Origin of the sequence: Halothiobacillus diazotrophicus (assembly GCF_001663815.1) — a bacterium.
In the GTDB taxonomy this organism is placed as follows: Bacteria; Pseudomonadota; Gammaproteobacteria; order Halothiobacillales; family Halothiobacillaceae; genus Halothiobacillus; species Halothiobacillus diazotrophicus.
Genome location: NZ_CP016027.1, coordinates 611656 through 637174 on the forward strand (window position 1 = coordinate 611656; position 25519 = coordinate 637174).

Consider the following 25519-nt stretch of genomic DNA (forward strand, 5'->3'; position numbering starts at 1 on the left):
GCGTCTGCACACTCGTCCGAGCGGAATGATCGACGACGATCAACCGGCTTCGAGCCGACAGCGGTGGATATCAAAAAGCCCGGTCGATGACCGGGCTTCTAGGCGCAAACCAATCGGGTTTATTTCACCCGCATACCCGGTTGGGCACCTTCATCCGGATTGAGAATAAAGAGATCCTTGCCGCCTGGACCGGCAGCCAGCACCATCCCTTCTGACATCCCGAACTTCATCTTGCGCGGCTTGAGATTCGCCACCATGACCGTATGCCGACCCACGAGATCTTCCGGTGCATAGGCGGATTTGATGCCGGCAAATACCTGGCGGGTCTGACCGCCGCCGATGTCCAATTGCAGCCGCAGCAGTTTATCGGCACCCTCGACATGCTCTGCGCTGACAATCCGGGCAATGCGCAGATCGACGGCAGCAAACTGCTCGATGCCGATTTCTTCAGCGATTGGATCGATCGTCGTTGCGGGTTTCGCCGCATCCCCAGCAGCGGCATCCGGCGCCCCCTTGGCTTGACCTCCGGAAGCACTCGCCAGAGCCGCGGCTTCCGCTTTCGTCGCGGCCAGGAGGGCATCAGTCGCGGTCTGCTCGACGCGCGTCATCAACGCTTCATACGGATGGATTGGGCGAGCCACCAACGGGACATCCAAAGCGGACCAATTCAGAGCCCGCAGGTTGAGGAATCGGGCCGCCTGGGCCGACATTGCCGGCAGTACCGGCGTCAGATAGGTCATCAGGATCCGGAAGGCATTCAACCCATCCGTACAGACGCCCTGTACAGCTGGCTGCGTCTCCGGCGACTTGGCCATGGCCCAGGGTTTTTTCTCGTCGATGTACTGATTGACGAAATCAGCCAGTGCCATGATCTCGCGCATGGCCTGTCCCGTCTCACGACGCTCATACCGCTGTCGAATGGAATCCGAAGCGGCCACGAGATAATCCTGAAGGGTGGGATCCGCAAGCTGGGGTGCCAGTTGGCCATCGAACTGCTTGTGAATGAACCCGGCGCAGCGACTGGCGATATTGACCACCTTGCCGACCAGGTCTGCATTCACCCGCAATCGGAAATCATCCAGGCTCAGATCGATATCGTCGATACCGGCACTCAGTTTTGCGGCGAAATAATAGCGAAGCGCCTGAGGGTCCAAGTGGTTCAGGAAGGTTCGAGCCTGGATGAACGTTCCCCGGGATTTGCTCATTTTCTCCCCGTTCAGCGTGAGGAATCCATGCGCGTTCACCGCAGTAGGAGTACGCAGACCGGCGCCCATCAGCATGGCCGGCCAGAACAGGGTGTGGAAATAGGCAATGTCCTTGCCGATGAAATGGTACAACTCGACTTCGGATTCCGGCCCCCAGTAATCGACGAAGTCCAGATTGGCGGATTCGGCCATTTTGAGAAAGGCGCCAATATAACCAATCGGCGCATCCAGCCAGACATAGAAGAATTTCCCGGGGGCGCCCGGAATTTCAAACCCGAAATAGGGGGCATCACGAGAAATATCCCAGGGCTGCAATCCACAATCGAACCATTCCTGCAATTTTGCTCGGATCGCGGGTTGCACCCGGTCCTCGGAAAGCCATTGCTTGATCTGCGTTTCCATCTGCGGGAGATCGAAGAAGTAATGCTCCGAATCCCGCTCGACCGGCGTGGCTCCGGAAAGGACCGAGCGCGGGTCCTTCAATTCGGTCGGACTGTAGGTGGCGCCGCAATGTTCGCAATTGTCGCCGTACTGGTCTGCGGCACCACATTTGGGGCAGGTGCCCTTGATGAACCGATCGGGCAGAAACATGTTCTTTTCCGGATCGTAGGCCTGCTTGATCGTGCGCCGGGTGATCAGACCCCGAGCTTCCAGTCGCTGGAAGATGTCGCTGGACATCCGCCGGTTTTCCTCGGAATGCGTGCTGTGGAATATGTCGAATCCAATCTGGAAATCGGCAAAATCGGCCTGATGGCTGGCACTGATGCGGGCAATCAGTTCTTCGGGCGTAATGCCTTCCTGCTGTGCCTTTAGCATGATGGGCGTGCCATGGGCATCGTCGGCACACACGTATCGGCATTCATTACCAAACAGTTTTTGTGCCCGAACCCAGATATCCGTCTGGATGGTTTCGATGATATGGCCAAGGTGCAAGGGGCCATTGGCATAGGGCAGGGCGGAGGTAACGAGGATTCGACGCGTCATGTATAGCTAAACTTCTAGGAAAACCAGGCTGCGAAGTTTAGCATGAGGTCATGCTTGAGCGCGGTTCAGGGTCGCAGATCAAGCTTTTTTGTTGCCATCAGTGCACCAACCCCCGAACAACCGCACAATGGATTGTTGAGTCACGCATGCAGATATTAGTCAGCCTGGTCCCTAATCCCGCAGAAGTCATTCCCTTATGGGCCGCATTCACGGATGCCAAGAAGGCGGTACCCGGCCTCGAAATCACCCTGATTGGTTCCAAGGGAATCAATGCGTGCATGCGTAGGCATCCGGCCGTCGCCCGACATATCGACATCGACGAAGACGCCTGGCTCAAACCGTTCTGGTCGCCAAAGTATTGGCGCGTACGCGCCGAGCTCCAACATCAGCTTGGAGACGCCTTGAAGGATGAGTCGACATCCTGGATCGATCCGTATGGTAGCCCGGTCAGCCGGGCAACCATCCGCAATCGGCCCGGGCGACGCGTTGGCGTATCGCGCCTGGATCGCCCCCGATTGAATCGGGACTATGCTTCGGTTTTTCCGATCCCCCCCGAACTCCATCCCGTGCAGGCACTGCGCGTGTTGTTCGCCGCCGAACTTGGCTATTCCCTCCATGATCTCGAACCCGACTATGGCTTCCTGCCGAAATCCGACGATGCGCCGACGGAGACGGATATCGTTGTCGATATGCGCAACCTGCCATGGACAGAAGATGAAAAACTTCAATTTCGGAACCGGCTGGCCGATGCGCCGCTATCCATTGCCTGTCTGGACTACGCCAATCCGGATCTGGATGAAGCGACCCAATTGCTGGGTCACTGGCCCTTGATTGAAGATGCGCGCTATCTGCTCACCGGAATCAACAGTACGGCGTGGCTGGCTGCTGCCCTGGGCCGCCCCGGGCTTTGCCTGTGTCCAACCGATCAAGCCAGCAGCCAGGGCGTGATCTCCACCCACTGGGCCAGGCAGAAAATCATCAACATCGACCGGCCGCCTTTCAACGAGCCCCATATCGTGGCCGAATCCATCGTCCAGGTGCTGAACCGACATCGTCAGGATCCATGAACGCCCATTCCGTCTCTCGTTCCGGCGTCGACCGACTTATCAATGCGCCGATTCCCAATACGCTGAATCTGCCCGTACGAGCACGGGAATTGCTCAGAATCGTCGATGCACCCAGCGCTTTCTCTCAGCGCTGGGTTCGCGACGAATGGCTTGCCGACCCCGAGGCACTGGTATTGGGCGGGGCCAGCAACATACTCTTCGTTCGAACGGAAGTCGGCAAGGCCATGTCCTTGGGCACGAGCACATACGGTGCCATCGACCTCGGAGATCGCGTGCGGGTTTTCGCGGATGGCGGTGTCGGACTGGATGAATGGGTCCGTTGGACAGCCGCACAAGGCTGGTACGGCCTGGAGCGTCTGGCTGAAATCCCGGGCACCGTGGGTGCCGCCCCGATCCAGAATGTCGGCGCTTATGGCGTTCAGATTTCGGATGTGCTCGACGCTGTCGCCCTGTGGGATCGTCACAAACAGGAATATGTCGTATGGCGTGCAGAAGAGTGCGGACTCTCTTACCGACACAGCCGGTTCAAGGAAGAACCCGGTCGCTGGCTGGTTCTGCGTATCTGGGTAACCTTGAGCAAGCACGCGCCGAGGGATTGGCCCCATTTGGGTTATCCGGGCCTGGAATCGGCGGCAGCGCGTTATCTCGAGTCGGTTGAGCGTGCGGCACATGGCCTCACACCAGCGGAACTCGCGACCATCGTGACGGATGTTCGTCGTCAGAAACTCCCGGATTGGCGTAGTGACACCATCGGCAGTGTGGGCAGTTTTTTCCAGAACCCGATCGTGGCCCGTGAACTGGCAGCCAATCTGGCTGAACGCTGGCCGGATATGCCCCAGTACCCTCAAGACACTCAGGAACGCGTGAAGCTATCAGCCGGCTGGCTCATTGAGCGGGCGGGCTGGAAAGGCAAGACGGTGGACGCCGCCGGGATGTCGGAAATTCACGCACTGGTGCTCGTCAATCACGGTGGGGCAACCGGCCAGGCTCTGTGGGACGTGGCCCAACAGGTACAGGCGGATGTGTACAGTCAATTTGGCGTCCGGCTGGAACCGGAGCCCTTGATCTGGCAGTAGTCCGAGTCGATTACGGACAACCCGGATAGCGCCCGCCACAGCCTGGTTTGGTCAGATCCGGCCGGCTTGATCAGGATTGCGGCTCGATCGCCTTGCCGCCACCATAGGATCCGTGGGCCACGTGCTTCAGTATCCCCCGCAGTTGTGCTTCCGGCCGCGCGCCCGAAAAGTAAAAGGGCAACCCATCGTCCGCCTGGAAGACAATGATCGGGATCGCGTAGAGATTGTCGCCCTGAAGAATGGACAAGTTTTCCAGCAACATCGATTCCGATTTCTTAGATACATGCTTTGCCGGCTCGATACCGCCGCCACTGCCGCTATCCAGGAATCCGTAGTTGTTCTCGCTTTCCTGAAACGCCTTCAAGGGATCCTTGGCCTGCAGAATCGCAGCGGCCTTAGTGGTTGACGACGGTGTCAGCATGCCGACCGGCACCCAGCGGAACTGCAAGTTCGGCATATCCTTGCGAATCTTTTCAAACGAATCGTAAACACGGTGACAATAGGGACAGTTCGGATCGAAGAACATGTAGACGATCTGGTCACCCGTACCATCCTTGATCCATGAAGCATCCGCGAGATCAGCCATGAGACGAACAGCCACCTGACGGCTCTTGGGCACGGAGATCGTATCGGTTTGTGTCGCGGAAATAGCAACCTGCGTCTGAAGAAGCAGGGCAGCAAGCATCAAGAAAAGGACGGATAGGCGCATTGACAGAAGACGCCGGCTAAACAACGAAAGGGACAAAACACGCATCAATCAAAAACCCTGAATGGAATGAGTAGGCAAGGGCCGATCGCTGAAGATCGGCGGGCGTGTTCCCTCACGCGATCCCCTGAGCGTCAGTCGATCACACGGGCGGCTTTTTACTGAGATCCAGATCGTCATCCGAAAGCGGCGGCGCATCATCAGGCGCCTCAATACTGGATTGCTGCTTGGCGATTTCCGCATCAAGCAAGGCATCAATATCGTCGAGATTCAGCTCGAAGGGCAATTCTCCATCGGCTGAAGCCGGTGGATCCGGAAGTTCGATCTCGTCCAGGTCGATTTGGGCTACCGGTTTGGCAGGTGTATCGGCCTCAGCGGTTTCGTCCTCGGCAAGAAGGGCCTCCGTTTCCTGTTCGTCCGCAATGACTTCACCCAGATCATCGGAAAATAGCACCGCCTCATTTGCGGAAAACTCCGGGGCGGGAGAGGATTCCGACGCTGCAATCGACTCACCTGAGACCACATCGCCCTGCGTGGGTTCCATTTCGGCCTTCGGTTGTGCGGGCGCCGGTACGTTTGCGGCCGCAATCAGCGCATCGATATCATCGACATCGGCGTTTTGGGCTGGCTGCTGGTTGTCCGGCTGAGGCTGGGTTTTTTCGGAGATCGGATTCTCTGGTTGAGCGGGTGGCTGGGGCGTCGGCGCTGGCGCAGCCTGCGCAATGTCCTCTTCACCGAGAGTGATCCCGTCGACCAGCGCGGCATCTGCCTGCTCCATGGCCGCATCGTGATCCATCCCGTTATCAATCGCCTGGAGATAGATGAGGGTGCGCAGGATCTGCGGCACCCGGTAATCCGCTTCAACCCCAAACTTACGACCATATTCGCTGACAATGATGCTGACCGATTTCAGGGCCTCGGCCAGTTGTGCGGAACGTTCAGCTTCAGCCTTTTGCAAGGCGACAAAGTCGGTTTTCAACTGAGCCAGCTTTTCCTCGGCTTGCTCATTGCTGGTTGCCACGACGGGTTCCGGCTGATTGGCGCGAAAGAGGGCTGCGATCTGGTGCAAATCCGTATGACGAATGCCCATGACGGCACGAACCGCACTTTGCAGCCCCTTCGGGGAAGGCTCCAGCCAAGGGGCCACCAGTTCGTTGATCAACTCCTCGCTACGCATTTGGTAGTCATCCAGCAGCTCATCCCCGATCGAGGCTTCCGGCAACAGGGCCGCCATGTGCTGACTAAAAGTGTCAGTCGCCGACTCGGCCAGATTATCTCGCTCGTCGATGAGCGCGCGCGCCGCCTGGATTCTCCGCCTGCGGCCTCGCCAGGCAAGAATGCCGACCACCAGTGCGAAGAGGAGGAACAAACCCGCCAGCTCGGAGGCAAGCACGGCCCAGTCCGCACTCAGAAACCAGGAGAAACCGGAAGCCGCAGAATGGGTATCGGGCGTAGTCATGCTGTTTTAGCCTCGGCAAGCAATTGATTGATTGTGATTTTCGTGGATCGGCGCCAGAGAAGCAGACCAATGATGATCACCAAAGCCAGACCGATGTTGACGGCACCGATCAACAGCCAATTGGGACCTTTACGCGGCAACCGTGCTGTCTCATGCACCTGGTGGGCGTCAGGGTGTTCGGATTTCGGGGCAGTGGAAACCAAGGCAGGAACCGACACCGGCAATAACTGCAACCTCATGGATCGCTCGGTTGTCAGCTCAGCCGTCAGCGTTCCGCTGAACTGGCAGTTACGATTCACCGGCGTAGGAACAGGCACGGTCATTGTGGTCTTGTCGAGCACCCAATGGACCTTTTCGATCCTCGGTCCGGCAGGTGAGGGAACAACATGCCCTTCTGCGCTGCCATGACTATCCACAGCAGAACCCGTTGGGGATGCTTCACAAGTCCACTGACCATCGACCACGCTTCGCTCCGGCATGACGACCGTAGGGTCCTGGGTAATTTCCAGCACCCGAACCGGCTGATTTTTAGCCGGAACCCTGGCCGGCTTCTGACCATGCCCGTCAACATGAGCCGGGGTGACATGGGCGGGCGTCTCAAGCGCGGTCGAGCCTGAAGGGGCGTTTGCGACTGCCGGGCCTGTAGCTGCCGCAGAAACGGGTTCGGTAACGGTTCGTGATTTAAACGAGATCGGCGCCTGGGGGGCCATGGCAAAGTTCTGTCGCCAGGTTCGCTGGAAGGTGGGGCTCTCGGCCGTCGCCACCAGGCTGTATACCCCAGCAGGATCGATCAGATTCAACTGATAATCGAACTTTCCATCGCCGCCGACAATGTCTGGATCGGCGCCGCGGTCATTCAGGGGAATTGACTGGATGACCTCATCACCCCGTCGCTCCTGAACCACGGCCTTGATGACCTGCGTCAGATCGGGTTGCGTGACCGGCACATCATGATTGGTGAGTTGCAAGGTGCTGTTTATCTGCTCGCCCGGATAAACGCGCGTCGGAATCGAAGTCACGTTCAGTTTCAAGTCTGTGATGATGAGTGCCCGATTGTCCGGATCCTTGGCGCCAATGATCTGCCATTCCCCCGGCTGTGGTTGGTCGATGGTAATGAGGTCACGCCCCCCACTGGCATCCCAGCGCCAGTTCGGCAAACTGCGGCTGGTTTGTTCCGTCACCAGCGTCCCATCCGGCGTTTTGAGACTGTTCGGCGTATCCGCCTTGTCCCGGAAAGCCAGAATGGTCAGCTCCTTGACGGACTTGTCGACGATGAACTTATTGTCCTTGAGGGGCAGGCCGTCACGCGGCGCTGCCGCCTCGAAGATCTTGAGAAAGGCACGCTGGAGGGCCTCGGCCGAATCGGCGGCAACGAATATGCCGCCGGTTCGATCGGCGATCTCCCGCAATAGCTTGCTGTCTGCATCTTTCGACAAGGCGATGGTATGAACACGAATATGGGCGCTCTGTAAACGCGGAATGATCTTATCGAGCAGTCGTTGCTGGGCCTGTTCATTGACCGCTTTGTCCTTGGAAATATCGACCATACCGTCCGAGAGCAGGAGCATGTTCCGATCGGTCCCCGTATCCCAGGAGGCCGCCGCCGCAGTCAGGGCATCCGGGATATCGGTAAACGGCTCGTTGGATCGGATTTTTCCGGCCGTGTTGTGTACTCGGGTCTTGGTCAGATCGGAGGCGGGCTGCGTACTCAAGACGGATGTGACCCGATCACCGAAAAACCAGATGCCGATGCGCGCGGATGGGGGGAGCAGATCGCCGAGTAACCGTAATGCAGGACGACGCAGATTCGTGGGGTCGGTCTGCTTCATGCTGCCGGACACGTCGATCAGGACATGGAGTTCCGGGGGCGTTTGCGCTTGAACCGACAACACGGGGAGCACAAGTAGGAACAGCAGTCCGGTAAGACGTTTACGGCTCAAGTATTTCGTCCTCATCTCATGCGATACTGGCATCTGTCCCTCGATCTGAACGATAATGTCAGAACATTTTACTCAGAAAACACAGGTTGTATGGCGCAGTACATATTTACAATGAACGGGGTCGGCAAACTCGTCCCCCCCAAAAAATTCCTTCTCAAGGACATATACCTCAATTTCTTCCCGGGCGCCAAGATCGGCGTTCTGGGCTACAACGGGGCGGGCAAGTCCACGTTGCTGCGCATCATGGCCGGTGTCGACAAGGACATCGTCGGCGAGGCCAGGCCCCAACCGGGCATCAATATCGGCTACCTTCCTCAGGAGCCGGATCTCGACCCAGCCAAGGATGTGCGCGGCAACATCATGGATGGTGTCGGCGAGATGGCCCAACTTCTTGAGCGTTTCAATGAAATAAGTAACGAATTCGCCAATCCCGATGCCGATTTCGATACGCTGCTGGCCGAACAGGCCGAGTTGCAGGACAAGATCGACGCCGGTGGCGGCTGGGATCTGGACCGCAAGCTCGAAGTTGCCGCGGATGCATTGCGGCTGCCGCCCTGGGATGCCGACGTCACCCGGCTTTCCGGGGGGGAACGCCGTCGCGTCGCCCTGTGTCGTCTGCTGCTGTCCAATCCGGACATGCTCATCCTCGATGAACCGACCAACCACCTGGACGCCGAATCCGTCGCCTGGCTGGAGCGCTTCCTGCAGGAATTCAACGGCACGGTTGTAGCGGTCACCCACGATCGTTACTTCCTGGACAACGTCGCCGGCTGGATCCTCGAACTCGACCGCGGTCAAGGCATTCCCTTCGAGGGCAATTACTCGCAGTGGCTTGAAAGCAAGGAAAAGCGCCTGGCCCTCGAGGAAAAGACCGAGTCGGCCAAACGCAAGGCCATGGAACAGGAACTGGAGTGGGTCCGACAGAACCCGAAGGGCCGTCAGGCCAAGTCCAAGGCACGTCTCGCACGATTCGAGGAAATGCAATCCGAAGAATTCCAGAAGCGCTCCGAAACCAACGAAATCTACATTCCGCCGGGACCGCGTCTGGGCGACAAGGTCATCGAGGTCACGGATCTGACCAAGAAATTCGGTGATCGCGTCCTGTACCAGGGCCTGTCGTTCTCCGTACCCAAGGGGGGCATCGTCGGCATCATCGGCCCGAATGGCGTCGGTAAATCCACACTGTTCAAGATGCTGATCGGCGAGGAAAAGCCGGACGGTGGCGAGATTTCCCTGGGTGAATCGGTACAGATTTCCTATGTCGCACAGGGGCGGGACGATCTCGTGAGTACGAAAACCGTCTGGGAAGAGGTATCCGGCGGTTACGACAACATCACGGTCGGCAAGTACGAAATGCCGTCGCGCGCCTATCTGGGCCGTTTCAACTTCAAGGGCCAGGACCAGCAGAAATTCATGAAGGACCTGTCCGGTGGGGAACGGAATCGTGTGCATCTCGCCAAGCTGCTGAAAGCCGGTGGCAACGTATTGCTGCTCGATGAGCCGACCAACGACCTGGATATCGAAACCCTGCGTGCCCTGGAACAGGCGATTCTGGACTTCCCGGGCTCCGCCCTGGTGATTTCGCACGATCGCTGGTTCCTCGACCGGATCGCCACGCATATCCTGGCTTTCGAGGACGATGGATCCGTCGTGTTCTTTGAAGGCAACTTCCAGGACTATGAGGTGGACCGACACAAGCGACTCGGTTCCGATGCCGATCAACCCAAGCGTATCAAGTACACGCGGCTGGCTTGATCAAAGGTGTGTTCAATGGCAGCGCAACCCGCACGAGACAGGGAAGATGCATCCGGATATCGGACTCATGAAGCAGGATTTTAAGCTATGACGAACCCCGCCCTCGAACAGGCCATCATCAACAGAATTATGGAAAAGGGCATTGCACTGCCGGTATTGCCTGACATCGCCATGCGGGCACGTCGCATCGCCGAGTCACCCGACAGCACGGTGCACGAACTTGTCGACATCGTATCCCAGGATCCGGCCATTGCCGCCCGACTCATCCAGGTGGCGAACAGCGCCATGTATCGCGGCGCAGAGAAAATGGACAACCTCAATCAGGTGGTGGCGCGTCTTGGCATGCGCACCGTCAGTCAGTTGATCATATCCCTGTCGACCCAGCAGCTGTTCACGGCACATCACCCGAGCATCAAGAAGGCCATGCAGGACCTGTGGTCTTTTTCGGCTCAGATTGCCGCACTCTCGCAACTGATCGCCCGCCGCCACAGCAAGCTCGACGCCGACCAGGCACTATTGGCCGGTCTGCTGCATGGGGTTGGCGGCATTCCCGTCATTGCCGTTGCAGAAGACATTCCGAAACTCCAGGAAGCTCCCGCAGTCCTGGACGAACTCGTACGCAGCCTGCAGCCCCGGCTCGGCGCCAAAATCATGCAGGCATGGGACTTCCCGCCGCTGTTTGAGATGGTGATTCGCGAATGCGGTAATCTGGCCTACACCCACGAGGGCGGACCCGACTTCGCCGATGTGGTGATCGTCGCGATTGCCCAGGCGCGGGGTCTGAGTGAAGCACCGGACGGACGCCCCATCGCGGCGGCAGAAAAATTGGGCGTCGATCTGGGCGTGAGCATGATCGACCAGGAACTGGATGATGCCATTCGTGCCTTGACTGAAGGTCTATGACCGTCGCCGGATCACGATGGCGCCTCTATCAATCCGCCAACAGCCGATTCAAAGCCGTAGCCAGTTCGGGCTCAAGCTGACGTTGCAAATCGGGGTGAAGCACGTTCCCCGATTCGCCATACAGACTAAGCGTCCAGTTGGGTGTGCTCGCGGCTTGAGGTCGCCCCAGATAATCCAGGCGGACCTCGGTCGTTTCCGTGATATCCCGCAGGACCAGGGCGGGCGGATCGACCAGCACATCGATCAGAACCCCCGTTTTGCCGTCGATCTGAAAGATTTGGCCGATCAGTGGCTCGAGCAGGGAAATCAATGATTGGGGCATTTCTGGACTCAGCTGTGGACATGAATTTGACAATACGGATACCCGCTAAGCGTAGCGCATTCGAGCAGGGAAGACGTGGTGAGGTCGTGAATGCAGTATGAACTTTTCGGAATAGACCCGTTGTATCGGGGCTTTTTTGCCCTCAATCGCTACCGTCTGCGTTTCGAGCGCTATGACGGAACATGGTCCGGAGCGGTTGATCGCGAAATTTTCGAACGCGGTCATGCGGTTGCTGTCCTGCCCTATGATCCGAAGCGCGATCGCGTCGTCCTGCTCGAGCAGTTCCGCCCAGGTGCGCTGGAGGCCACTGGCGGCCCCTGGATGACGGAAATCGTTGCGGGAATGATCGAGATCGATGAATCGGTGGAAGGCGTTGCCCATCGAGAGATGCAGGAAGAGGCCGGCCTGACCACGGACCGATTGTTTCCGATCACCCGTTACTGGGTCAGCCCGGGCGGCACGACGGAAAGCATCTATCTATTTCTCGGACTGGTCGACAGTGAGGAAGCTTCCGGGTTTCATGGATTGCCGCATGAAAACGAAGATATCCGAGTGCTGACTATGTCCCTGGATGAGGCCCTGAACCGGGTCGACCAGGGGACGATCTGTTCAGCCGCACCAATCATTGCGCTTCAGTGGTTGTCGCGGCACCGGGCTCGATTTGTCGACTAATGAACCCGCTACGTCGGCGATCGCGTTCGGCCATTGCCTGAAAACAACGTCCCCACTGGATTAATCGATCTAGATTAATCATGATTAATATTCGTGCGACGGTCGTGGCTTCATGCGCTACGTCGACGCACCTGTAATTCTTGTACCGCTGTATTTTTTTGAGGACATCGACATGCTCCAAGCCTACCAAAGCCACCTACGCGAACGTGAAGCGCAGAACATTCCGCCCAAGGCTTTGACGGCAGAGCAAACGGCCGAATTGATCGAGCTCATCAAGAACCCGCCCAAGGATGTTTCCGCGCCTGAGCTGCTGCATCTCCTGAGCGAATGCGTACCGCCGGGCGTGGATCAGGCTGCCTATGTCAAGGCTGCCTTCCTGGCCGACGTAGCCGCGGGTGCAGCCAGTTCGCCGCTGATCGACCGTGTCGAGGCCGTGCGCCTGCTCGGCACGATGATGGGCGGTTACAACATCGACCCGCTGATCGGACTTCTGGACGATGACGTGGTCGGTGATGCCGCCGTAGCGGCATTGTCCAACCTCATCCTCATTTACGACGCCTTCCGTGACGTCGAGGACAAGATGCGTGCCGGTAGCGCCCGAGCCAAAACGGTCATCGAATCCTGGGCCAAGGCCGACTGGTTCACCAACAAGCCCGAATTGCCCGAAGAAATCACCGTCACCGTGTTCAAGGTGCCGGGCGAAACCAATACCGACGATCTGTCGCCCGCTCAGGATGCCTGGAGCCGGCCGGATATTCCGCTGCACGCGCTGGCCATGCTGGGCAGCAAAATGCCCGATGGCCTGAAGACCATCGAAACCCTCAAGGAAAAGGGTTACCCGATCGCCTATGTAGGCGATGTGGTCGGCACGGGCTCCTCGCGCAAGTCCGCAATCAACTCCGTCCAGTGGTACATCGGCCGGGATATTCCCCATGTGCCGAACAAGCGGACCGGCGGCGTGATCCTCGGCAGCAAGATTGCACCGATCTTCTTCAACACCGCCGAGGATTCCGGTGCGCTGCCGATCGAGGTCAGCGTCGATCAGCTCGAAACGGGCGATGTGATCACGATTCGTCCCTATGCCGGAGAAATCGTCAAGAATGGCACCGTCATCGAGAAATTCGAGCTCAAGCCCACCACGTTGCCGGATGAAGTCCGTGCCGGCGGCCGGATTCCCCTCATCATCGGTCGGGCGCTGACCGATCGCGCTCGTGAATCATTGGGCCTCCCCACCTCAGACATCTTCCGTCGTCCCGTCCAGCCGAACGATACCGGCAAGGGCTACACGCTGGCCCAGAAGATGGTCGGCAAGGCCTGCGGCGTGACGGGCGTACGACCCGGCACCTACTGCGAGCCGCGCATGGCGACCGTCGGCAGCCAGGACACCACCGGTGCCATGACCCGCGACGAACTGAAGGAGCTTGCCTGCCTGGGCTTCTCCGCCGATCTCGTCATGCAGTCCTTCTGTCATACCGCCGCCTACCCGAAACCGGTCGACATCGCCCTGCAGCATGAACTGCCGGAATTCATCAGCACCCGTGGTGGGGTTTCCCTGCGTCCGGGCGACGGCGTCATCCACAGCTGGCTGAACCGGATGATTCTGCCCGACACCGTCGGCACCGGCGGCGATTCGCACACCCGTTTCCCCATCGGCATTTCCTTCCCCGCCGGCTCGGGCCTCGTCGCCTTCGCCGCCGCGCTGGGCGTGATGCCGCTCGACATGCCCGAATCCGTACTGGTGCGTTTCAAGGGCGAGATGCAGCCGGGCATCACCTTGCGCGACCTCGTCAACGCGATCCCCTATGTCGCCATCCAGCGCGGGCTACTCACCGTCGAGAAGAAGGGCAAGAAGAACGTATTCAATGGCCGTGTATTGGAAATCGAAGGCTTGCCGAACCTCAAGGTCGAACAGGCCTTCGAATTCGCCGATGCCTCCGCCGAGCGTTCCGCCAACGGCTGCACCGTGCGTCTGGGGAAGGAACCGATCATCGAATTCCTGAAGAGCAACATCACCCTGCTGCAATGGATGATCGCCAACGGCTATGAAGACAAGCGCACGCTGGCGCGCCGCATCGAAGCCATGGAGAAGTGGCTTGCGAATCCCGAGTTGCTGGAACCGGATGCCGACGCGGAATATGCCGAAATCATCGAAATCGACCTCGCGACCATCACCGAGCCGCTGCTGGCCTGCCCGAACGATCCGGACGACATCAAGCCGCTGTCTGAAGTACAGGGCGCCAAGATCGACGAAGTGTTCATCGGCTCGTGCATGACCAACATCGGCCACTATCGTGCGGCGGGCAAGGTGCTCGAAGCTCATGGGGGCGCCGTACCCACCCGCATGTGGATCGCCCCGCCAACCCGCATGGACGAGCACCAACTCACCGAGGAAGGCTATTACAGCATCTTCGGTAAGGCAGGCGCCCGGACAGAGATGCCCGGCTGCTCGCTATGCATGGGTAACCAGGCACGTGTTGCGGATGGCGCGACGGTGGTCTCCACGTCCACCCGCAACTTCCCGAACCGCATGGGCAAGGATACGTTCGTCTATCTCGCCTCGGCCGAACTCTCCGCCGTGGCCGCCTTGCTGGGCCGCCTGCCGACCAACGCGGAATATCAGGCACAGGTTGCCGGTCTCAAGCCGCTGGCCGACGACATCTACCGCTACCTCAACTTCAATGAAATTGCGGAATACCAGAAGGAAGCCACGAAAGGATTGCAGATGATCAAGGAGATTCCCGTCGTCATTGCATAAATAAAGCCCACCTGCTCACAAGCCAAACGCCCGGTCGATCATGATCGGGCGTTTGTTTTTGGGCCGAACACTACCTACTATCCAAGACGCACTGATGATCAGAATCATTGATGCTGGACGCGACAACCGACAAACCTAAACTCAGAGGCTAAAAACGCATGTATATCGCCATGAACCGATTCCGTGTGGCCAAAGGCCGCGAACAGGAATTCATCGACATCTGGAAAAATCGGAATTCGCACCTGGAAGCGGTGCCAGGCTTCAAGGAGTTCAATCTTCTCCAGGGCGCCACGGACGAAACTGCGACCCTGTTCGCCTCGCACTCGCTGTGGCAGTCCGCCGAGGATTTCGGCAATTGGACCCGTTCTGAAGCATTTCGCGCTGCCCACGCCAATGCGGGCGGAAGTCGGGATCTTTATCTCGGTCCGCCGCAGTTTGAAGGGTTCGAGATGGTGCTCTAAGAGAGCGGAACGGGTGAGGCCGTTCCGGCCTCGCTAGTCAAAACGTATTGACGCGGACCTCGATCAGCCCGCAAAAAGCTCAATACACGGCATCGTGATAGACGTTTTGCACGTCTTCGACGTCGTTCAGCATATCCAACAGCTTGTCCATCGTCGCGACGTCGTCGCCGCTGATGGGCGTCGAAGTTTTCGGCACGAACTGAATCTCATCCACATCGAAATCGAGCTCGCCGAAGGCAGCGATCAAGGCCTGACGGGCATTGTTGTACTCCGTGTTGGGCACGAATACCGTGACCTTGTCGCCGTCGCTCTCGATGTCGGTCACGTCGACATCGGCCATGAGCAGGGCCTCGAGGACTTCGTCTTCCTTGCCCGTGAACACGAAGATGGCGGCATGGTCGAACTGATGCATGACGGTGCCCGGCGTGCCCAGCTTCGTCTTGGTTTTGGTGAAGCAGTTGCGTACGTCGCCGATGGTCCGGTTCGGATTGTCCGTCAGGCAATCGACCAGCACGACGACGCCACCGGGACCGAAGCCTTCGTAGCGGGCCGGCACGTAGTCCTCGCCGAAACCGCCCTTGGCTTTCTCGATGGCTTTCTCGATCACGTGCGCCGGGACCTGATCCTTCTTGGCGCGATCGATCATGCTGCGCAGAGCCAGGTTGCCATTGGGGTCGGTACCCCCGGATTTGGCCACCATATAAAGTTCGCGACCATATTTGCTGTAGACCTTGGCCTTGGCGTCTGCCGTTTTGGCCATGGATTCTTTACGGTTCTGATAGGCTCTGCCCATGACGGTTCTTGCTCCGGAAAATCGTGTGCGCGAATGGTACCGCAAAGCCAAACGCTCGGGCGAGTCGAAATGTCCGATAAAGCAACGACGACAAAGCGCTGATGTGCCTTTTCTTCTGGTAATTCCCAACCTAATCGGAATGACGTAATGAACGTCCGGCGCGTTATGCGAGAATGGCCGTTCGATTCAAGTAAGGAAGTGAACGATCGATGAAAATCTCAATTTACGCACTTTCAGCCCTCGCGCTGTCGCTTTTGCTCTCCGCTTGCGGCGCAGGGGGAACGGCAACCACGGCCACGGCCGAAGTGCAGGCGGCCAAAGCCGCGAAACAGGATATGGATAAAGCTCAACAAGAGTTGGATGCCGCGCAGAAACTTCAGGAACAGCGCCTCAAACAGGCCGAACAGCAATAACCTCCTTCAAGAAACATGACCGACGACGATCGCCCATTCTGGCGCCGAAAACGCCTTTCCGAGATGACGCCCGACGAGTGGGAGTCGCTCTGCGACGGCTGCGCGAAGTGCTGCCTGCAAAAGCTGAGCGACGAGGACGATCCCGATGACATGGTGTACTACACCGATCTGGCCTGCGATCTGCTGGACATGGGTACCTGTCGTTGTGGGAACTACACACAACGTCATGAACTGGTGCCGACCTGCGTCTGGCTCAAGCCTGAAGACCTGGAGGAATTCCACTGGTTGCCGGCCACCTGCGCCTACCGGCGTCTCGCCGAGGGCCGGGACCTTCCGGCATGGCACCCGCTGGTGACGGGTGATCCCGATTCGGCCAGAAAATCCGGCTACTCGGTGCAGGGCAGGGCGCGTCATGTGGCCAATCTGGCCGAGGAACAGTGGCCGGAGCATATCGTCGATTGGCCGATGGAAGAAAGCGACTAAACCGAGTCGCCATCGGACCCGGCATGGCAGACTACTGACCGGTGTTCTAGGCTTTCAGTGAAGGTGTTGCGAATCACCCGCTAATCGCAAGGGAGTCGCAGCGCATCCCCACTGGACGACCAAGAGTACACCGCATGAACCTTATCCCTTCATTGCGGGCGTATTCCGGCATGGACGGGCTCAAGCGAGCCATCATTCCGGTTGCCGCCCTGTTCATCACATTCGTCTGCGTGCTGCTGGCTCTCTTCGAGCCCTGGTGGCTACTGGGCCTGATGGTCACGCTGCCCCTATTGGCGCTGGGCGCATACGACGCCACCCAGCGGCAATGGACAATTACCCGCAATTACCCGGTGGCCGCCCGTATCCGCTGGCTGTTCTTCGATTTGCGCCCGTATTTGCGCGCCTACATCGTCGAAGGCGACGAAGAGGGCAAACCTTACAGCTACGAGGCCCGTCGGCTGATTCACGCCCGGGCCGATGGCACCTCGGACGTGCATCCGTTCGGCACCCAGCGGGATGTTCACGCCGATGAATATTATTGGTTGTCGCACTCCATTTCGCCGGCCAAAGACACGGAACAGGATCCTCGAGTCCGGATCGGCACGGACCAGTGCCGGCACCCGTACGCCGCCTCTGTCTTGAATATTTCCGCCATGAGCTTCGGCGCCCTGTCAGCAGCGGCCGTCGAGGCGCTCAACAAGGGCGCGGCCATCGGAGGGTTCTATCAGGATACGGGGGAGGGCGGAATCAGCCCTTATCACCGCAAACATGGCGGCGATCTTGTCTGGGAGATTGGCTCGGGCTATTTCGGGTGCCGTGATGAATCCGGGAATTTCGATCCGGAACTGTTCCGCGAGCAGGCCCGAATCGATCAGGTCAAAATGACCGAAATCAAATTGAGCCAGGGGGCAAAACCCGGTCATGGGGGGCTACTGCCGGCAGCCAAGGTGACCAAGGAAATCGCAGAAACTCGCCGGGTACCGGTGGGAGAGGACTGCCTGTCGCCACGCGGCCATTCGGCGTTCTCGACTCCGATCGAACTCGTCGAATTCGCCGCGTCCATGCGTGAGCTGTCCGGTGGTAAACCGGTCGGCATCAAACTCTGCGTCGGTCAGATCCATGAAGTCATGGCCATCATGAAGGCGATGCTCAAGACCGGCATCCTGCTCGATTTCATCGTCGTGGACGGGGCGGAAGGCGGGACGGGTGCCGCCCCGCTCGAACTTTCGAACCACATGGGGATGCCCCTGCAGGATGGACTCGTGGTCGTGCGTAATGCGCTGGTTGGGACCGGTCTTCACGACAAGATCCGGCTCGGCGCCAGCGGCAAGATCTATTCGGCCGTCGGATTGGCTGAGTGCCTGGCGATTGGTGCGGACTGGTGCAATGCGGCCCGTGCCTTCATGTTCTCCATAGGGTGCATTCAGGCACAACGATGCCACACGGGGACCTGTCCCACCGGCATCACCACACAGGACCCACGACGGCAGCATGGCCTGGTGGTCGACGTGCAATCGCAACGGGCCGCCAACTTTCACGCCAAGACCCTCGAAGCCCTCGCCGAAATGACGGCAGCCGCCGGGTTGCGCCATCCTGGCGATCTTCAGCCTCATCACGTTTTTCACCGCATCAACGCGCAGCAGTCCCGTCCAGTGGACCGGGTCTGGCAATTCGTCCCGGAAAACGCCCTCATCGATGCGCCGGAGGACACGCCCTATGCCCACTGGTGGGCCGCTGCCGACCCGGGCAGTTTCGCGCCGGCAATAGACCTGGATCTCGTTCGCAACCGCGCACCCCGCCACTGATTCCCTTCCCGAAATCCCTATTGACGCATGAGGAGGTATGGCCCATGAGTACGGTCTCGGAAGTCATCGTCGACACGCTCGTCCAGGCCGGCGCCCAACGCTGCTACGGCATCGTCGGCGATACGATCAACCACTTCACCGACGCCGTTCGTCGATCAGAACTGACCTGGGTGCATGTCCGTCACGAAGAGGTCGGCGCGCTGGCCGCCGGCGGTGAATCCTATCTGACCGGTGAACTCAGTCTCTGTGCGGGCACCACCGGACCCGGCAGCCTGCATTTTCTGAACGGCATCTTCGAAAGCCACCGCAATGGCGCGCCGGTCGTGCTCATTGCGTCGAATATCGATCGTAGTGAGCAGGGACTCGGTTTTCCTCAGGAAGTCGACCAGAAGAAGCTCTACGAGCAGTGTTCGGTCTTCTGCGAATACATTTCCCACCCGGAACAGGCCCGACGAATCACCGCCCAGGCCGCTCAGGCGGCACTGAACCGACGCGGGGTGGCCGTGGTGATCGTCAACGGCGACATGTTCAAGGAAAAGACGAAGGACGAACTGCCCTGGCGCGTGCACCGACCCACGCCGTGTCAGCTGCCGGCGGAAAGCGAGCTACGTGCACTGGTCGACCTGATCACCTCGGCATCCCGAATCACGATCTACGGCGGCATCGGTTGTCGGGGCGCGCACGACCAGGTGGTCGCACTGGCCGAGAAACTCAAGGCGCCGGTCGTCCACACGACCCGAGCCAAGGAGTTCCTGAGTTACGACAACCCCTACGATGCCGGCATGAACGGCATTCTCGGCAATCGTGCCGGCTATCACGCCATCCAGGAGGCGGACCTGCTGCTGTGCCTGGGTACCGATTTCGCCTACACGCAGTTCTATCCCGACCAGGCGAAGATCGTGCAACTGGATATCGATGCCACCCATCTAGGCCGCCGCGCACCGGTCGATCTCGGCCTGGTGGGCGATGTGGCCGCTACCATAGATGCCTTGCTGCCCATGATCGATCCGCGCGACGACGATGCTCATCTGAACGCTGCGCAGAGCCGCTATGTCGAGGATCAGCGCAAGGCGCAATCCCGTGGTGACGAACCGGACCCCACTCTGATCCATCCGCAGTATGTGGCGCAAACGCTGGATCGCCTGGCCGCCGACGATGCCGCCTTCACGGCGGATGGCGGATCACCCATGGTCTGGCTACTGCGTCACCTCCGCGCCAACGGCAAACGAGCCTTTCTGACGAGCCTGCTGCACGGCACGATGGCCAATGCCTTTCCTCAGGCACTGGGGATTGCCGAGGCCTATCCGGATCGACAGGTCATCGCCCTGAGTGGCGATGGCGGCCTGACCATGCTGATGGGCGATCTCCTGACCCTCGTTCAGGAATCCGTACCAGTCAAGGTGCTGGTCTTCAACAATGGATCGCTGGGATTCGTGGAGATGGAGCAGCGCATCGAAGGTCAACTCGATTGCTATACAGACCTCGTAAACCCGGATTTCGGCGCCATGGCGCGCGCCTGTGGGCTGTTTGGTGAGCGGGTCGAGCGTGCCGATGCCCTGGAGGCGGCCATGGGCCGTTGGCTGGCCCACGAGGGACCTGCCTTGCTGGATGTTCGCGTGAGTCGCATGGAACTCGTCATGCCGCCCTCCGTGACGGCACAGCAGGTGACTTCGACCGCGCTCTTCGGCCTGAAGGCCCTGCTGACGGGACGGGCGGACGAGGTCGAGGATTTGCTGAAGGACAATTTTCTGCGTTGAACGCATCGCGTTCATCGATGCGCAAGGTCGCCGTGACGCAGAATGGCACCCGACAACGAACGGGTCATAGCAACCGACTATTTACCGCGCACTAAGCCCTGAATGCACGTCAGTAGCGCCGCCCCGTCCGGCGGCAGGTTGTCTCGCTGGGCGCGCCAGATCGCCTCGCTCAGACAATCCATCATGGCATGCTCGGCCGCCAATGGATCGCCATACTGGAGGCATAGACGCTCATACAGCGGACGAATGCCACCGGGCTGATCGATGCCGACCATTTCCCGTATCGACAGATGGAACCCCATATGCAGGAACGGATTCACCTCCCCCTGTTCCGGCAGCCAATCGCGCTCCAGGGCCTGATCGGGATGATCGAGCAGGTCGTGGTATTCGGGATGCTGGACGATCACCTCGGAGATTTTCAGTTCGATTCCGGTCATCGGCAGGCGATCACGGGTCTTTCGCCAGGCATCCAGAAACGGTTGGCGCATCTGTCGGCGATCGTTGCTATACATCGGCGGTAAACTCCGTCTTGGCGTATTTGCCGGTAAATTCGGGATTGCAGGGCTCGGACTTTTCTCGATAATCGCACAGATCGCACACGATGCAGGCGCCGCAATCGGGTTTTCGGGCCTTGCAGGTATAACGGCCATGCAGGATCAGCCAGTGATGGGCATCGATGAGGTAGGCCTTGGGAACGAATTTCATCAGCTGATGCTCGACTGCCAGCACGTTTTTACCCGGCGCCAAGCCAGTTCGATTCGCCACGCGGAAGATGTGGGTATCCACCGCCATCACGGGATGCCTGAAGAGGGTATTGAGCACCACGTTGGCAGTTTTTCGTCCGACGCCCGGCAAGGACTCGAGGGCGTCACGGTCTTCGGGCACTTCCCCCGCATGACTTTCAAGCAGAATCCGGCACGTGGCCAGTACATTCTTGGTTTTTGCCCGATATAATCCCAAGGTACGCAAATACGACGCAAGGGCGTCCTCTCCGAGCGCAAGGATTCCCGCGGGCGTATTGGCGACCGGGTAGAGATTTCGGGTCACCTTGTTGACGGCCACATCCGTGGATTGTGCGGAGAGCATGACTGCGACCAGCAATTCGAAGCCGCTGTCGTACAGCAGTTCGGTCTTCGGTTCGGGCCGTTGGGCGGAGAGCCGCCGGAAAAACTCGAGACGGGTATTTTTGTTCATTGAGGGTTCATCGTGGATTCTTAGCGGAACTAATCGGTTCCCAAGCAATCCCTAGGAAAGTCAGGGTTGAATTCGGTGGGTCCGCCGAGCAGTGCTGAACGGCTGGTACATGTTAGCCTTAATTCCAGCGCACCCGGGCATACCGTATCGATCCGATTTTACGTTTTGAACTGATTAGCGTGGTAAGAGCATGGAAAAGATGATGGGAAGAGTGGGCGCACTTTGGGGTGTGCTCGGGATTACGGCACTACTCGCCTGGGCAGTGTACCGGGTCTATCCGTTTGCCATGGGTGCAACCGTTGAGCCTTGGCATTGGTACGAAACCGTCTTTTTCGTTTTCTGGATGATCTTCATGCTGTACGGCGAGGGGTTCAAGGGCTTCCAGAAAGGCTTTTCTCCCCGGGTTGTGGCGCGTGCAGCCCACCTCGCGAACAATCCCGTCTGGTGGCATGTGCTGCTGGCTCCCCTGTATTGCATGGGTTTCATTCATGCCACCAAGAAGCGCCGAATCGTCGCCATGTCCGTGACGAGCGGCATCATCGTGCTGATCGTGGCCGTTCACTGGCTGCCGCAGCCTTGGCGCGGCATCGTCGACATGGGTGTGGTTGCGGGCCTGTTCTACGGCGTGGTTGCCATGTGGGTCTATGCGATCCATGCACTGCGTGGCCGGCAGATCAATCACCCGACCGACGTGCCGACCTCCCACGACGCGCCCCTGGCCTCCTGATCGGGCAGCCTGAAGTTGTCCGAGCCTGACGATAAGCACCCGCACACCGGGAAGAACCGCCTGTCACGGATCGTCACCCGGACGGGCGATGCCGGTACCAGCGGTCTCGCCGATGGCTCGCGCCTCAGCAAGACGCATCCACGCATGCAGGCACTCGGTGACATCGACGAGTGCAATGCGCAGATCGGACTGTTGCGTGCGGTCATTGACCAGCATCCGGTAGCCAACGAAGGTTTTACGAAACTCGACCCGTTCCTGGCCGATCAACAACATGCGCTCTTCGACCTGGGGGGCTACCTCGCCATGGGCAGCATGGCCACGCCCATGCAATTGCCGTCCCTGGAGCAGCTTGAGGAATGGATTCGGCAGGCTAACACCGACTTGCCCCCCCTGAAGGAATTCATATTGCCGGGTGGTTCACCCAGCCTCGCGCAGGCCCACGTCGTTCGGGTCACGATCCGGCGCGCTGAACGTACTGTCTGGCACCTCGTCGAATCCTCGGCGGATTCGGAGGCCGACCTCATCGTACCCGTCGCCGTGTATCTGAATCGCCTGTCGGATGCGCTTTTCGTACTGGCACGGCTATTGGGTCTCTGGGAGAACAGCGTGGTGTACTGGCGAAAGAAGGTCAGTCCGACAGCGTAATGCCGGTTTTACCGGAAGCGCCGATCGGTGCATCCGCATCCGCTTCTGAATCGGGATGCGAGACGGTTGACGAGGCCACATCCGCGTTATCCATATTGACGTCAAAAGAAGTGCTCGCCAGACGCTCTTCGATGTACGCGTTTTCCAGGCGCAGCCAAGCCCGCGTGATGGGCTGATAAGCGGGATGCCAGCCATCCGGATGTCCGAACAAGGCGATGCGCACCGAAGCTAGACTGAGCTGATTCGCTGGTCGGGCAGGCAGCCAGCAGGCGCCGTCTTCCTGCACAGACCGGATCAGGGAAGCCGTTGCCAACCGATTCAGTGCCAAATCCGTGATTTCCGGATCCAGCGACAATCGGTTCAACAATTCGAGCTTGATGTCATCGTTGGATGGCGGCTCTCGACCCTGTACAAACCGATGGACGATCACCGACAGGCTTTCCAGCGCGGCGACGGCCAACCGATCTGCCTGTCCCAACCGACTGATGCGGTGCGCGGAGAGGTGATCCGCATTTTGCCAAGCATGGGATACGCTGGCGCCCAGCAACACGATCATCCAGGCCACCTGCAGCCAGACCATGAACAGGACCAGCGAGGCAAATGCCGAGTAGATGGCCGTATATTGGGTCGATGAGGCAATAAGACTGCCGAAGGCCAGACCGATGCCGTTCCAGGTGATCGCTGCGACGACACCACCCGCCAAAGCCGCTGTCGGTCGAACGCGCGTATTCGGAATGAAGGTGTAGATGAATGTGAACACGCCGATCCACATCAGTACCGGGACAAACCAGGTCACGACGGAGAACACGCCGCGTATCGGCGTGATGTGCAGCAATTCGTGGGTCAGGCTGTTGGAAAGGAGGGTGGCCGTCAGCCCCATTGCCGCCAGCACGAAGACGGGCCCGACCATCAGCACGGACAGGTACATGAATAAGCGGGTCGACAGGTCCCTGAGCTGATGAACCCGCCAGATGCCATTGAATACACGCTCGATTTTCTGCATCAGCGCGATCACGATATAAAACAGCATTGCGATACCGACCGCACCCAGTACGCCGACCTTGATATTACTCACGAACTCGAGAATTCGTGCGGTGAGTTCCGGGGCGGAATTGCCCAGTGGCTCCAGAATGGCATGTAGGAAGGGTTCGATGACCCGATCGGAGCCGAACGCCTTGAGCACCGAAAAACTGACCGCGAGCAGGGGCACGAGCGAAAGTAGCGTCGTGTACGATAAACTCATGGCATTGAGTTGCAGATCCCCCTTGACCACGTCTCGGGTAACATAGAGAACGACGCGGCAGAGTCGTTGCAACCAGCGCAGGCCGATTCGATCCGGCTTGCCCTGCCAAATCCATTGTTGCAAATCTGCCCAAAGCGCCAGGATTCGTGTTCTTTGCATGAATGTTCCCTATGTCCGCGATCTTCCCGATGAGATAGAGTCTACGACCTATTGAATCGGCCACGATCTACTTTTACGAATGAATCAAACGAAATCAACCGATGGTGCGCTATGAGTAATCCCGAAATAACTGTCCCTGTCGTACTGGTGTTTTCAGGCCACGACCCAAGCGGCGGTGCCGGCGTTCAGGCGGATATCGAAGCCATCATCAGTCAGGGCGTCCACCCCGCCACGGTCATCACGGCATTGACCGTGCAGGATACGACCAACGTGAAACGCTTCGTACCGACCGATCCCAGTCTCGTCATCGAGCAGGCCCGCGCCATCCTTGAGGACATGCCCGTTGCCTGCATCAAGATCGGCATGATCGGTAGCGTCGCGCTGGTGGAGGTCATCCACAGCATCCTCGTGGACTACCCGGAAATCCCTGTCGTACTGGATCCCGTTTTGGTCGCCGGCGGGGGCGGACTGCTCGGCAACGAATCCGTCGCCAAGGCCATCGTGAATCTTCTCCTGCCACTGACGACCGTTCTGACGCCAAACGCACTGGAATCCCGCGCACTGACCACCCTGGCGGGGCAACCTGCGGAAACCAGCGAAGAACGGGGACAGGCCCTCCTGAACCTGGGGCCGGAGTTCGTGTTGCTCAAGGGTGGCGACGAACCCGGCGTCGAGGTGGAAAACTGGCTGTTTTTCGGCAATCTGCCGCCCCGGCGTTACGTCTACGAACGGCTGCCGGGAGAATTCCACGGATCCGGCTGCACGCTGGCCTCGGCTATCGCCGGCCTGATCGCCCAGGCCAGCAACGCGGATTACGTCAATGCCATCCACGAAGCCCAGGAATACACCAATCAAGCCCTGTATCACGCGGCACAGATTGGTCGCGGGCAATGGATACCGCATCGTCTGTTCTGGGCGGATTCAGAAGAGGAGGGCACCGGGGAGCCCGTGCCGACACCCCGTATCCATTGAACCGAACGGAACGAGGAATACCC

General features: G+C 59.0%; 23 protein-coding genes. 14 read left to right on the forward strand and 9 right to left on the reverse strand.

Translation table 11 applies throughout. The annotated features are described in order from the left end of the window. Positions 1–119: 119 nt before the first annotated feature. Positions 120–2189 (reverse strand): methionine--tRNA ligase, encoded by a 2070-nt coding sequence (metG, locus tag A9404_RS02805; protein WP_066098467.1) that lies wholly within the window; start codon positions 2187–2189, stop codon positions 120–122. Between the two features lie 146 nt (positions 2190–2335). On the opposite strand from metG, the gene A9404_RS02810 reads away from it, so the two are divergent. Together A9404_RS02810 and murB are read left to right on the forward strand one after the other, a co-directional pair. Further along, positions 2336–3256, forward strand: coding sequence for a glycosyltransferase family protein (locus A9404_RS02810; RefSeq protein ID WP_066098468.1), 921 nt, complete (start codon positions 2336–2338; stop codon positions 3254–3256). Next, positions 3253–4332, forward strand: a complete 1080-nt coding sequence (gene murB, locus A9404_RS02815) for a UDP-N-acetylmuramate dehydrogenase (RefSeq protein WP_066098470.1) — start codon at positions 3253–3255, stop codon at positions 4330–4332. The genes A9404_RS02810 and murB overlap by 4 nt, the downstream gene beginning before the upstream one ends. A 70-nt stretch (positions 4333–4402) precedes the next feature. Here murB and A9404_RS02820 read toward each other — a convergent pair whose 3' ends face one another. The 3 genes from A9404_RS02820 to A9404_RS02830 form a co-directional block, all read right to left on the reverse strand. Continuing rightward, positions 4403–5086 carry a thioredoxin fold domain-containing protein gene (locus A9404_RS02820; RefSeq protein ID WP_082922680.1) on the reverse strand — a complete coding sequence of 228 codons (684 nt, stop codon included), beginning with the start codon at positions 5084–5086 and terminating at the stop codon, positions 4403–4405. Between the two features lie 94 nt (positions 5087–5180). Continuing rightward, positions 5181–6386 (reverse strand): hypothetical protein, encoded by a 1206-nt coding sequence (locus A9404_RS02825; RefSeq protein WP_231880937.1) that lies wholly within the window; start codon positions 6384–6386, stop codon positions 5181–5183. A gap of 107 nt (positions 6387–6493) precedes the next feature. Then, positions 6494–8470: a VWA domain-containing protein gene (locus A9404_RS02830; RefSeq protein ID WP_082922681.1), complete on the reverse strand. Its 1977-nt coding sequence runs from the start codon at positions 8468–8470 to the stop codon at positions 6494–6496. Between the two features lie 57 nt (positions 8471–8527). Between A9404_RS02830 and ettA the strand changes: the two genes are divergently transcribed. Then, positions 8528–10192 carry an energy-dependent translational throttle protein EttA gene (ettA, locus tag A9404_RS02835; protein ID WP_066098478.1) on the forward strand — a complete coding sequence of 555 codons (1665 nt, stop codon included), beginning with the start codon at positions 8528–8530 and terminating at the stop codon, positions 10190–10192. An 87-nt stretch (positions 10193–10279) separates the two neighbouring features. After that, complete coding sequence (locus A9404_RS02840; protein WP_066098480.1) at positions 10280–11095, forward strand: HDOD domain-containing protein; 816 nt, start codon at positions 10280–10282, stop codon at positions 11093–11095. Between the two features lie 28 nt (positions 11096–11123). Here the strand turns inward: A9404_RS02840 and A9404_RS02845 are convergent, their stop codons facing one another. Continuing rightward, entirely contained in the window at positions 11124–11417 is a 294-nt protein-coding gene (locus tag A9404_RS02845) for a hypothetical protein (RefSeq protein ID WP_066098482.1), read from the reverse strand. A gap of 90 nt (positions 11418–11507) precedes the next feature. On the opposite strand from A9404_RS02845, the gene A9404_RS02850 reads away from it, so the two are divergent. The 3 genes from A9404_RS02850 (at position 11508) to A9404_RS02860 (ending at position 15305) form a co-directional block, all read left to right on the forward strand. After that, positions 11508–12089 carry an NUDIX domain-containing protein gene (locus A9404_RS02850; RefSeq protein WP_066098484.1) on the forward strand — a complete coding sequence of 194 codons (582 nt, stop codon included), beginning with the start codon at positions 11508–11510 and terminating at the stop codon, positions 12087–12089. 172 nt (positions 12090–12261) lie between these two features. Next, complete coding sequence (gene acnB / locus A9404_RS02855; protein ID WP_066102669.1) at positions 12262–14844, forward strand: bifunctional aconitate hydratase 2/2-methylisocitrate dehydratase; 2583 nt, start codon at positions 12262–12264, stop codon at positions 14842–14844. 158 nt (positions 14845–15002) lie between these two features. Next, on the forward strand, positions 15003–15305 hold the full coding sequence (locus A9404_RS02860; RefSeq protein ID WP_066098485.1) for an antibiotic biosynthesis monooxygenase family protein: 303 nt from the start codon (positions 15003–15005) through the stop codon (positions 15303–15305). A gap of 79 nt (positions 15306–15384) precedes the next feature. On the opposite strand, the gene A9404_RS02865 is transcribed toward A9404_RS02860, so the two are convergent. Beyond that, the gene (locus A9404_RS02865) at positions 15385–16098 is read right to left on the reverse strand and encodes a YebC/PmpR family DNA-binding transcriptional regulator (RefSeq protein ID WP_066098487.1); all 714 of its coding nucleotides are present in this window, start codon (positions 16096–16098) and stop codon (positions 15385–15387) included. A 209-nt stretch (positions 16099–16307) separates the two neighbouring features. Here A9404_RS02865 and A9404_RS02870 point away from each other — a divergent pair, with 209 nt between their 5' ends. From A9404_RS02870 to A9404_RS02885, 4 genes are all read left to right on the forward strand, one after another. Beyond that, positions 16308–16511: a hypothetical protein gene (locus A9404_RS02870; RefSeq protein ID WP_066098489.1), complete on the forward strand. Its 204-nt coding sequence runs from the start codon at positions 16308–16310 to the stop codon at positions 16509–16511. A gap of 15 nt (positions 16512–16526) precedes the next feature. After that, complete coding sequence (locus A9404_RS02875) at positions 16527–16994, forward strand: YcgN family cysteine cluster protein (RefSeq protein WP_066098491.1); 468 nt, start codon at positions 16527–16529, stop codon at positions 16992–16994. A gap of 134 nt (positions 16995–17128) precedes the next feature. Further along, positions 17129–18799: an FMN-binding glutamate synthase family protein gene (locus tag A9404_RS02880; RefSeq protein WP_066098493.1), complete on the forward strand. Its 1671-nt coding sequence runs from the start codon at positions 17129–17131 to the stop codon at positions 18797–18799. 44 nt (positions 18800–18843) lie between these two features. Further along, positions 18844–20556, forward strand: coding sequence for a thiamine pyrophosphate-dependent enzyme (locus tag A9404_RS02885; RefSeq protein WP_066098494.1), 1713 nt, complete (start codon positions 18844–18846; stop codon positions 20554–20556). A 77-nt stretch (positions 20557–20633) separates the two neighbouring features. Here the strand turns inward: A9404_RS02885 and A9404_RS02890 are convergent, their stop codons facing one another. Both A9404_RS02890 and nth read right to left on the reverse strand, forming a co-directional pair. Beyond that, positions 20634–21068: a DUF1841 family protein gene (locus A9404_RS02890; protein ID WP_066098496.1), complete on the reverse strand. Its 435-nt coding sequence runs from the start codon at positions 21066–21068 to the stop codon at positions 20634–20636. Next, a complete protein-coding gene (gene nth, locus A9404_RS02895; protein WP_066098498.1) occupies positions 21061–21750 on the reverse strand; it encodes an endonuclease III in 690 nt (229 codons plus the stop codon). The genes A9404_RS02890 and nth overlap by 8 nt, the downstream gene beginning before the upstream one ends. A 190-nt stretch (positions 21751–21940) precedes the next feature. Between nth and A9404_RS02900 the strand changes: the two genes are divergently transcribed. Beyond that, positions 21941–22477, forward strand: coding sequence for a hypothetical protein (locus A9404_RS02900; protein ID WP_156521213.1), 537 nt, complete (start codon positions 21941–21943; stop codon positions 22475–22477). A gap of 15 nt (positions 22478–22492) precedes the next feature. After that, on the forward strand, positions 22493–23122 hold the full coding sequence (locus A9404_RS02905; protein ID WP_066098500.1) for a cob(I)yrinic acid a,c-diamide adenosyltransferase: 630 nt from the start codon (positions 22493–22495) through the stop codon (positions 23120–23122). On the opposite strand, the gene A9404_RS02910 is transcribed toward A9404_RS02905, so the two are convergent. Continuing rightward, a complete protein-coding gene (locus A9404_RS02910) occupies positions 23106–24524 on the reverse strand; it encodes a YihY/virulence factor BrkB family protein (protein WP_066098502.1) in 1419 nt (472 codons plus the stop codon). The two genes, A9404_RS02905 and A9404_RS02910, sit on opposite strands and share 17 nt — an antisense overlap. Positions 24525–24635: 111 nt before the next feature. Here A9404_RS02910 and thiD point away from each other — a divergent pair, with 111 nt between their 5' ends. Beyond that, positions 24636–25496: a bifunctional hydroxymethylpyrimidine kinase/phosphomethylpyrimidine kinase gene (gene thiD / locus A9404_RS02915; protein WP_066098505.1), complete on the forward strand. Its 861-nt coding sequence runs from the start codon at positions 24636–24638 to the stop codon at positions 25494–25496. The last annotated feature ends 23 nt before the right edge of the window (positions 25497–25519 follow it).

Coding starts and splice junctions, on each gene's coding strand:
- metG (WP_066098467.1), bottom strand. CDS start 2,189: ATGACGCGTCGAATCCTCGTTACCTCCGCCCTGCCCTATGCCAATGGC.
- A9404_RS02810 (WP_066098468.1), top strand. CDS start 2,336: ATGCAGATATTAGTCAGCCTGGTCCCTAATCCCGCAGAAGTCATTCCC.
- murB (WP_066098470.1), top strand. CDS start 3,253: ATGAACGCCCATTCCGTCTCTCGTTCCGGCGTCGACCGACTTATCAAT.
- A9404_RS02820 (WP_082922680.1), bottom strand. CDS start 5,086: ATGCGTGTTTTGTCCCTTTCGTTGTTTAGCCGGCGTCTTCTGTCAATG.
- A9404_RS02830 (WP_082922681.1), bottom strand. CDS start 8,470: ATGCCAGTATCGCATGAGATGAGGACGAAATACTTGAGCCGTAAACGT.
- ettA (WP_066098478.1), top strand. CDS start 8,528: ATGGCGCAGTACATATTTACAATGAACGGGGTCGGCAAACTCGTCCCC.
- A9404_RS02840 (WP_066098480.1), top strand. CDS start 10,280: ATGACGAACCCCGCCCTCGAACAGGCCATCATCAACAGAATTATGGAA.
- A9404_RS02845 (WP_066098482.1), bottom strand. CDS start 11,417: ATGCCCCAATCATTGATTTCCCTGCTCGAGCCACTGATCGGCCAAATC.
- A9404_RS02850 (WP_066098484.1), top strand. CDS start 11,508: ATGCAGTATGAACTTTTCGGAATAGACCCGTTGTATCGGGGCTTTTTT.
- acnB (WP_066102669.1), top strand. CDS start 12,262: ATGCTCCAAGCCTACCAAAGCCACCTACGCGAACGTGAAGCGCAGAAC.
- A9404_RS02860 (WP_066098485.1), top strand. CDS start 15,003: ATGTATATCGCCATGAACCGATTCCGTGTGGCCAAAGGCCGCGAACAG.
- A9404_RS02865 (WP_066098487.1), bottom strand. CDS start 16,098: ATGGGCAGAGCCTATCAGAACCGTAAAGAATCCATGGCCAAAACGGCA.
- A9404_RS02870 (WP_066098489.1), top strand. CDS start 16,308: ATGAAAATCTCAATTTACGCACTTTCAGCCCTCGCGCTGTCGCTTTTG.
- A9404_RS02875 (WP_066098491.1), top strand. CDS start 16,527: ATGACCGACGACGATCGCCCATTCTGGCGCCGAAAACGCCTTTCCGAG.
- A9404_RS02880 (WP_066098493.1), top strand. CDS start 17,129: ATGAACCTTATCCCTTCATTGCGGGCGTATTCCGGCATGGACGGGCTC.
- A9404_RS02885 (WP_066098494.1), top strand. CDS start 18,844: ATGAGTACGGTCTCGGAAGTCATCGTCGACACGCTCGTCCAGGCCGGC.
- A9404_RS02890 (WP_066098496.1), bottom strand. CDS start 21,068: ATGTATAGCAACGATCGCCGACAGATGCGCCAACCGTTTCTGGATGCC.
- nth (WP_066098498.1), bottom strand. CDS start 21,750: ATGAACAAAAATACCCGTCTCGAGTTTTTCCGGCGGCTCTCCGCCCAA.
- A9404_RS02900 (WP_156521213.1), top strand. CDS start 21,941: ATGGAAAAGATGATGGGAAGAGTGGGCGCACTTTGGGGTGTGCTCGGG.
- A9404_RS02910 (WP_066098502.1), bottom strand. CDS start 24,524: ATGCAAAGAACACGAATCCTGGCGCTTTGGGCAGATTTGCAACAATGG.
- thiD (WP_066098505.1), top strand. CDS start 24,636: ATGAGTAATCCCGAAATAACTGTCCCTGTCGTACTGGTGTTTTCAGGC.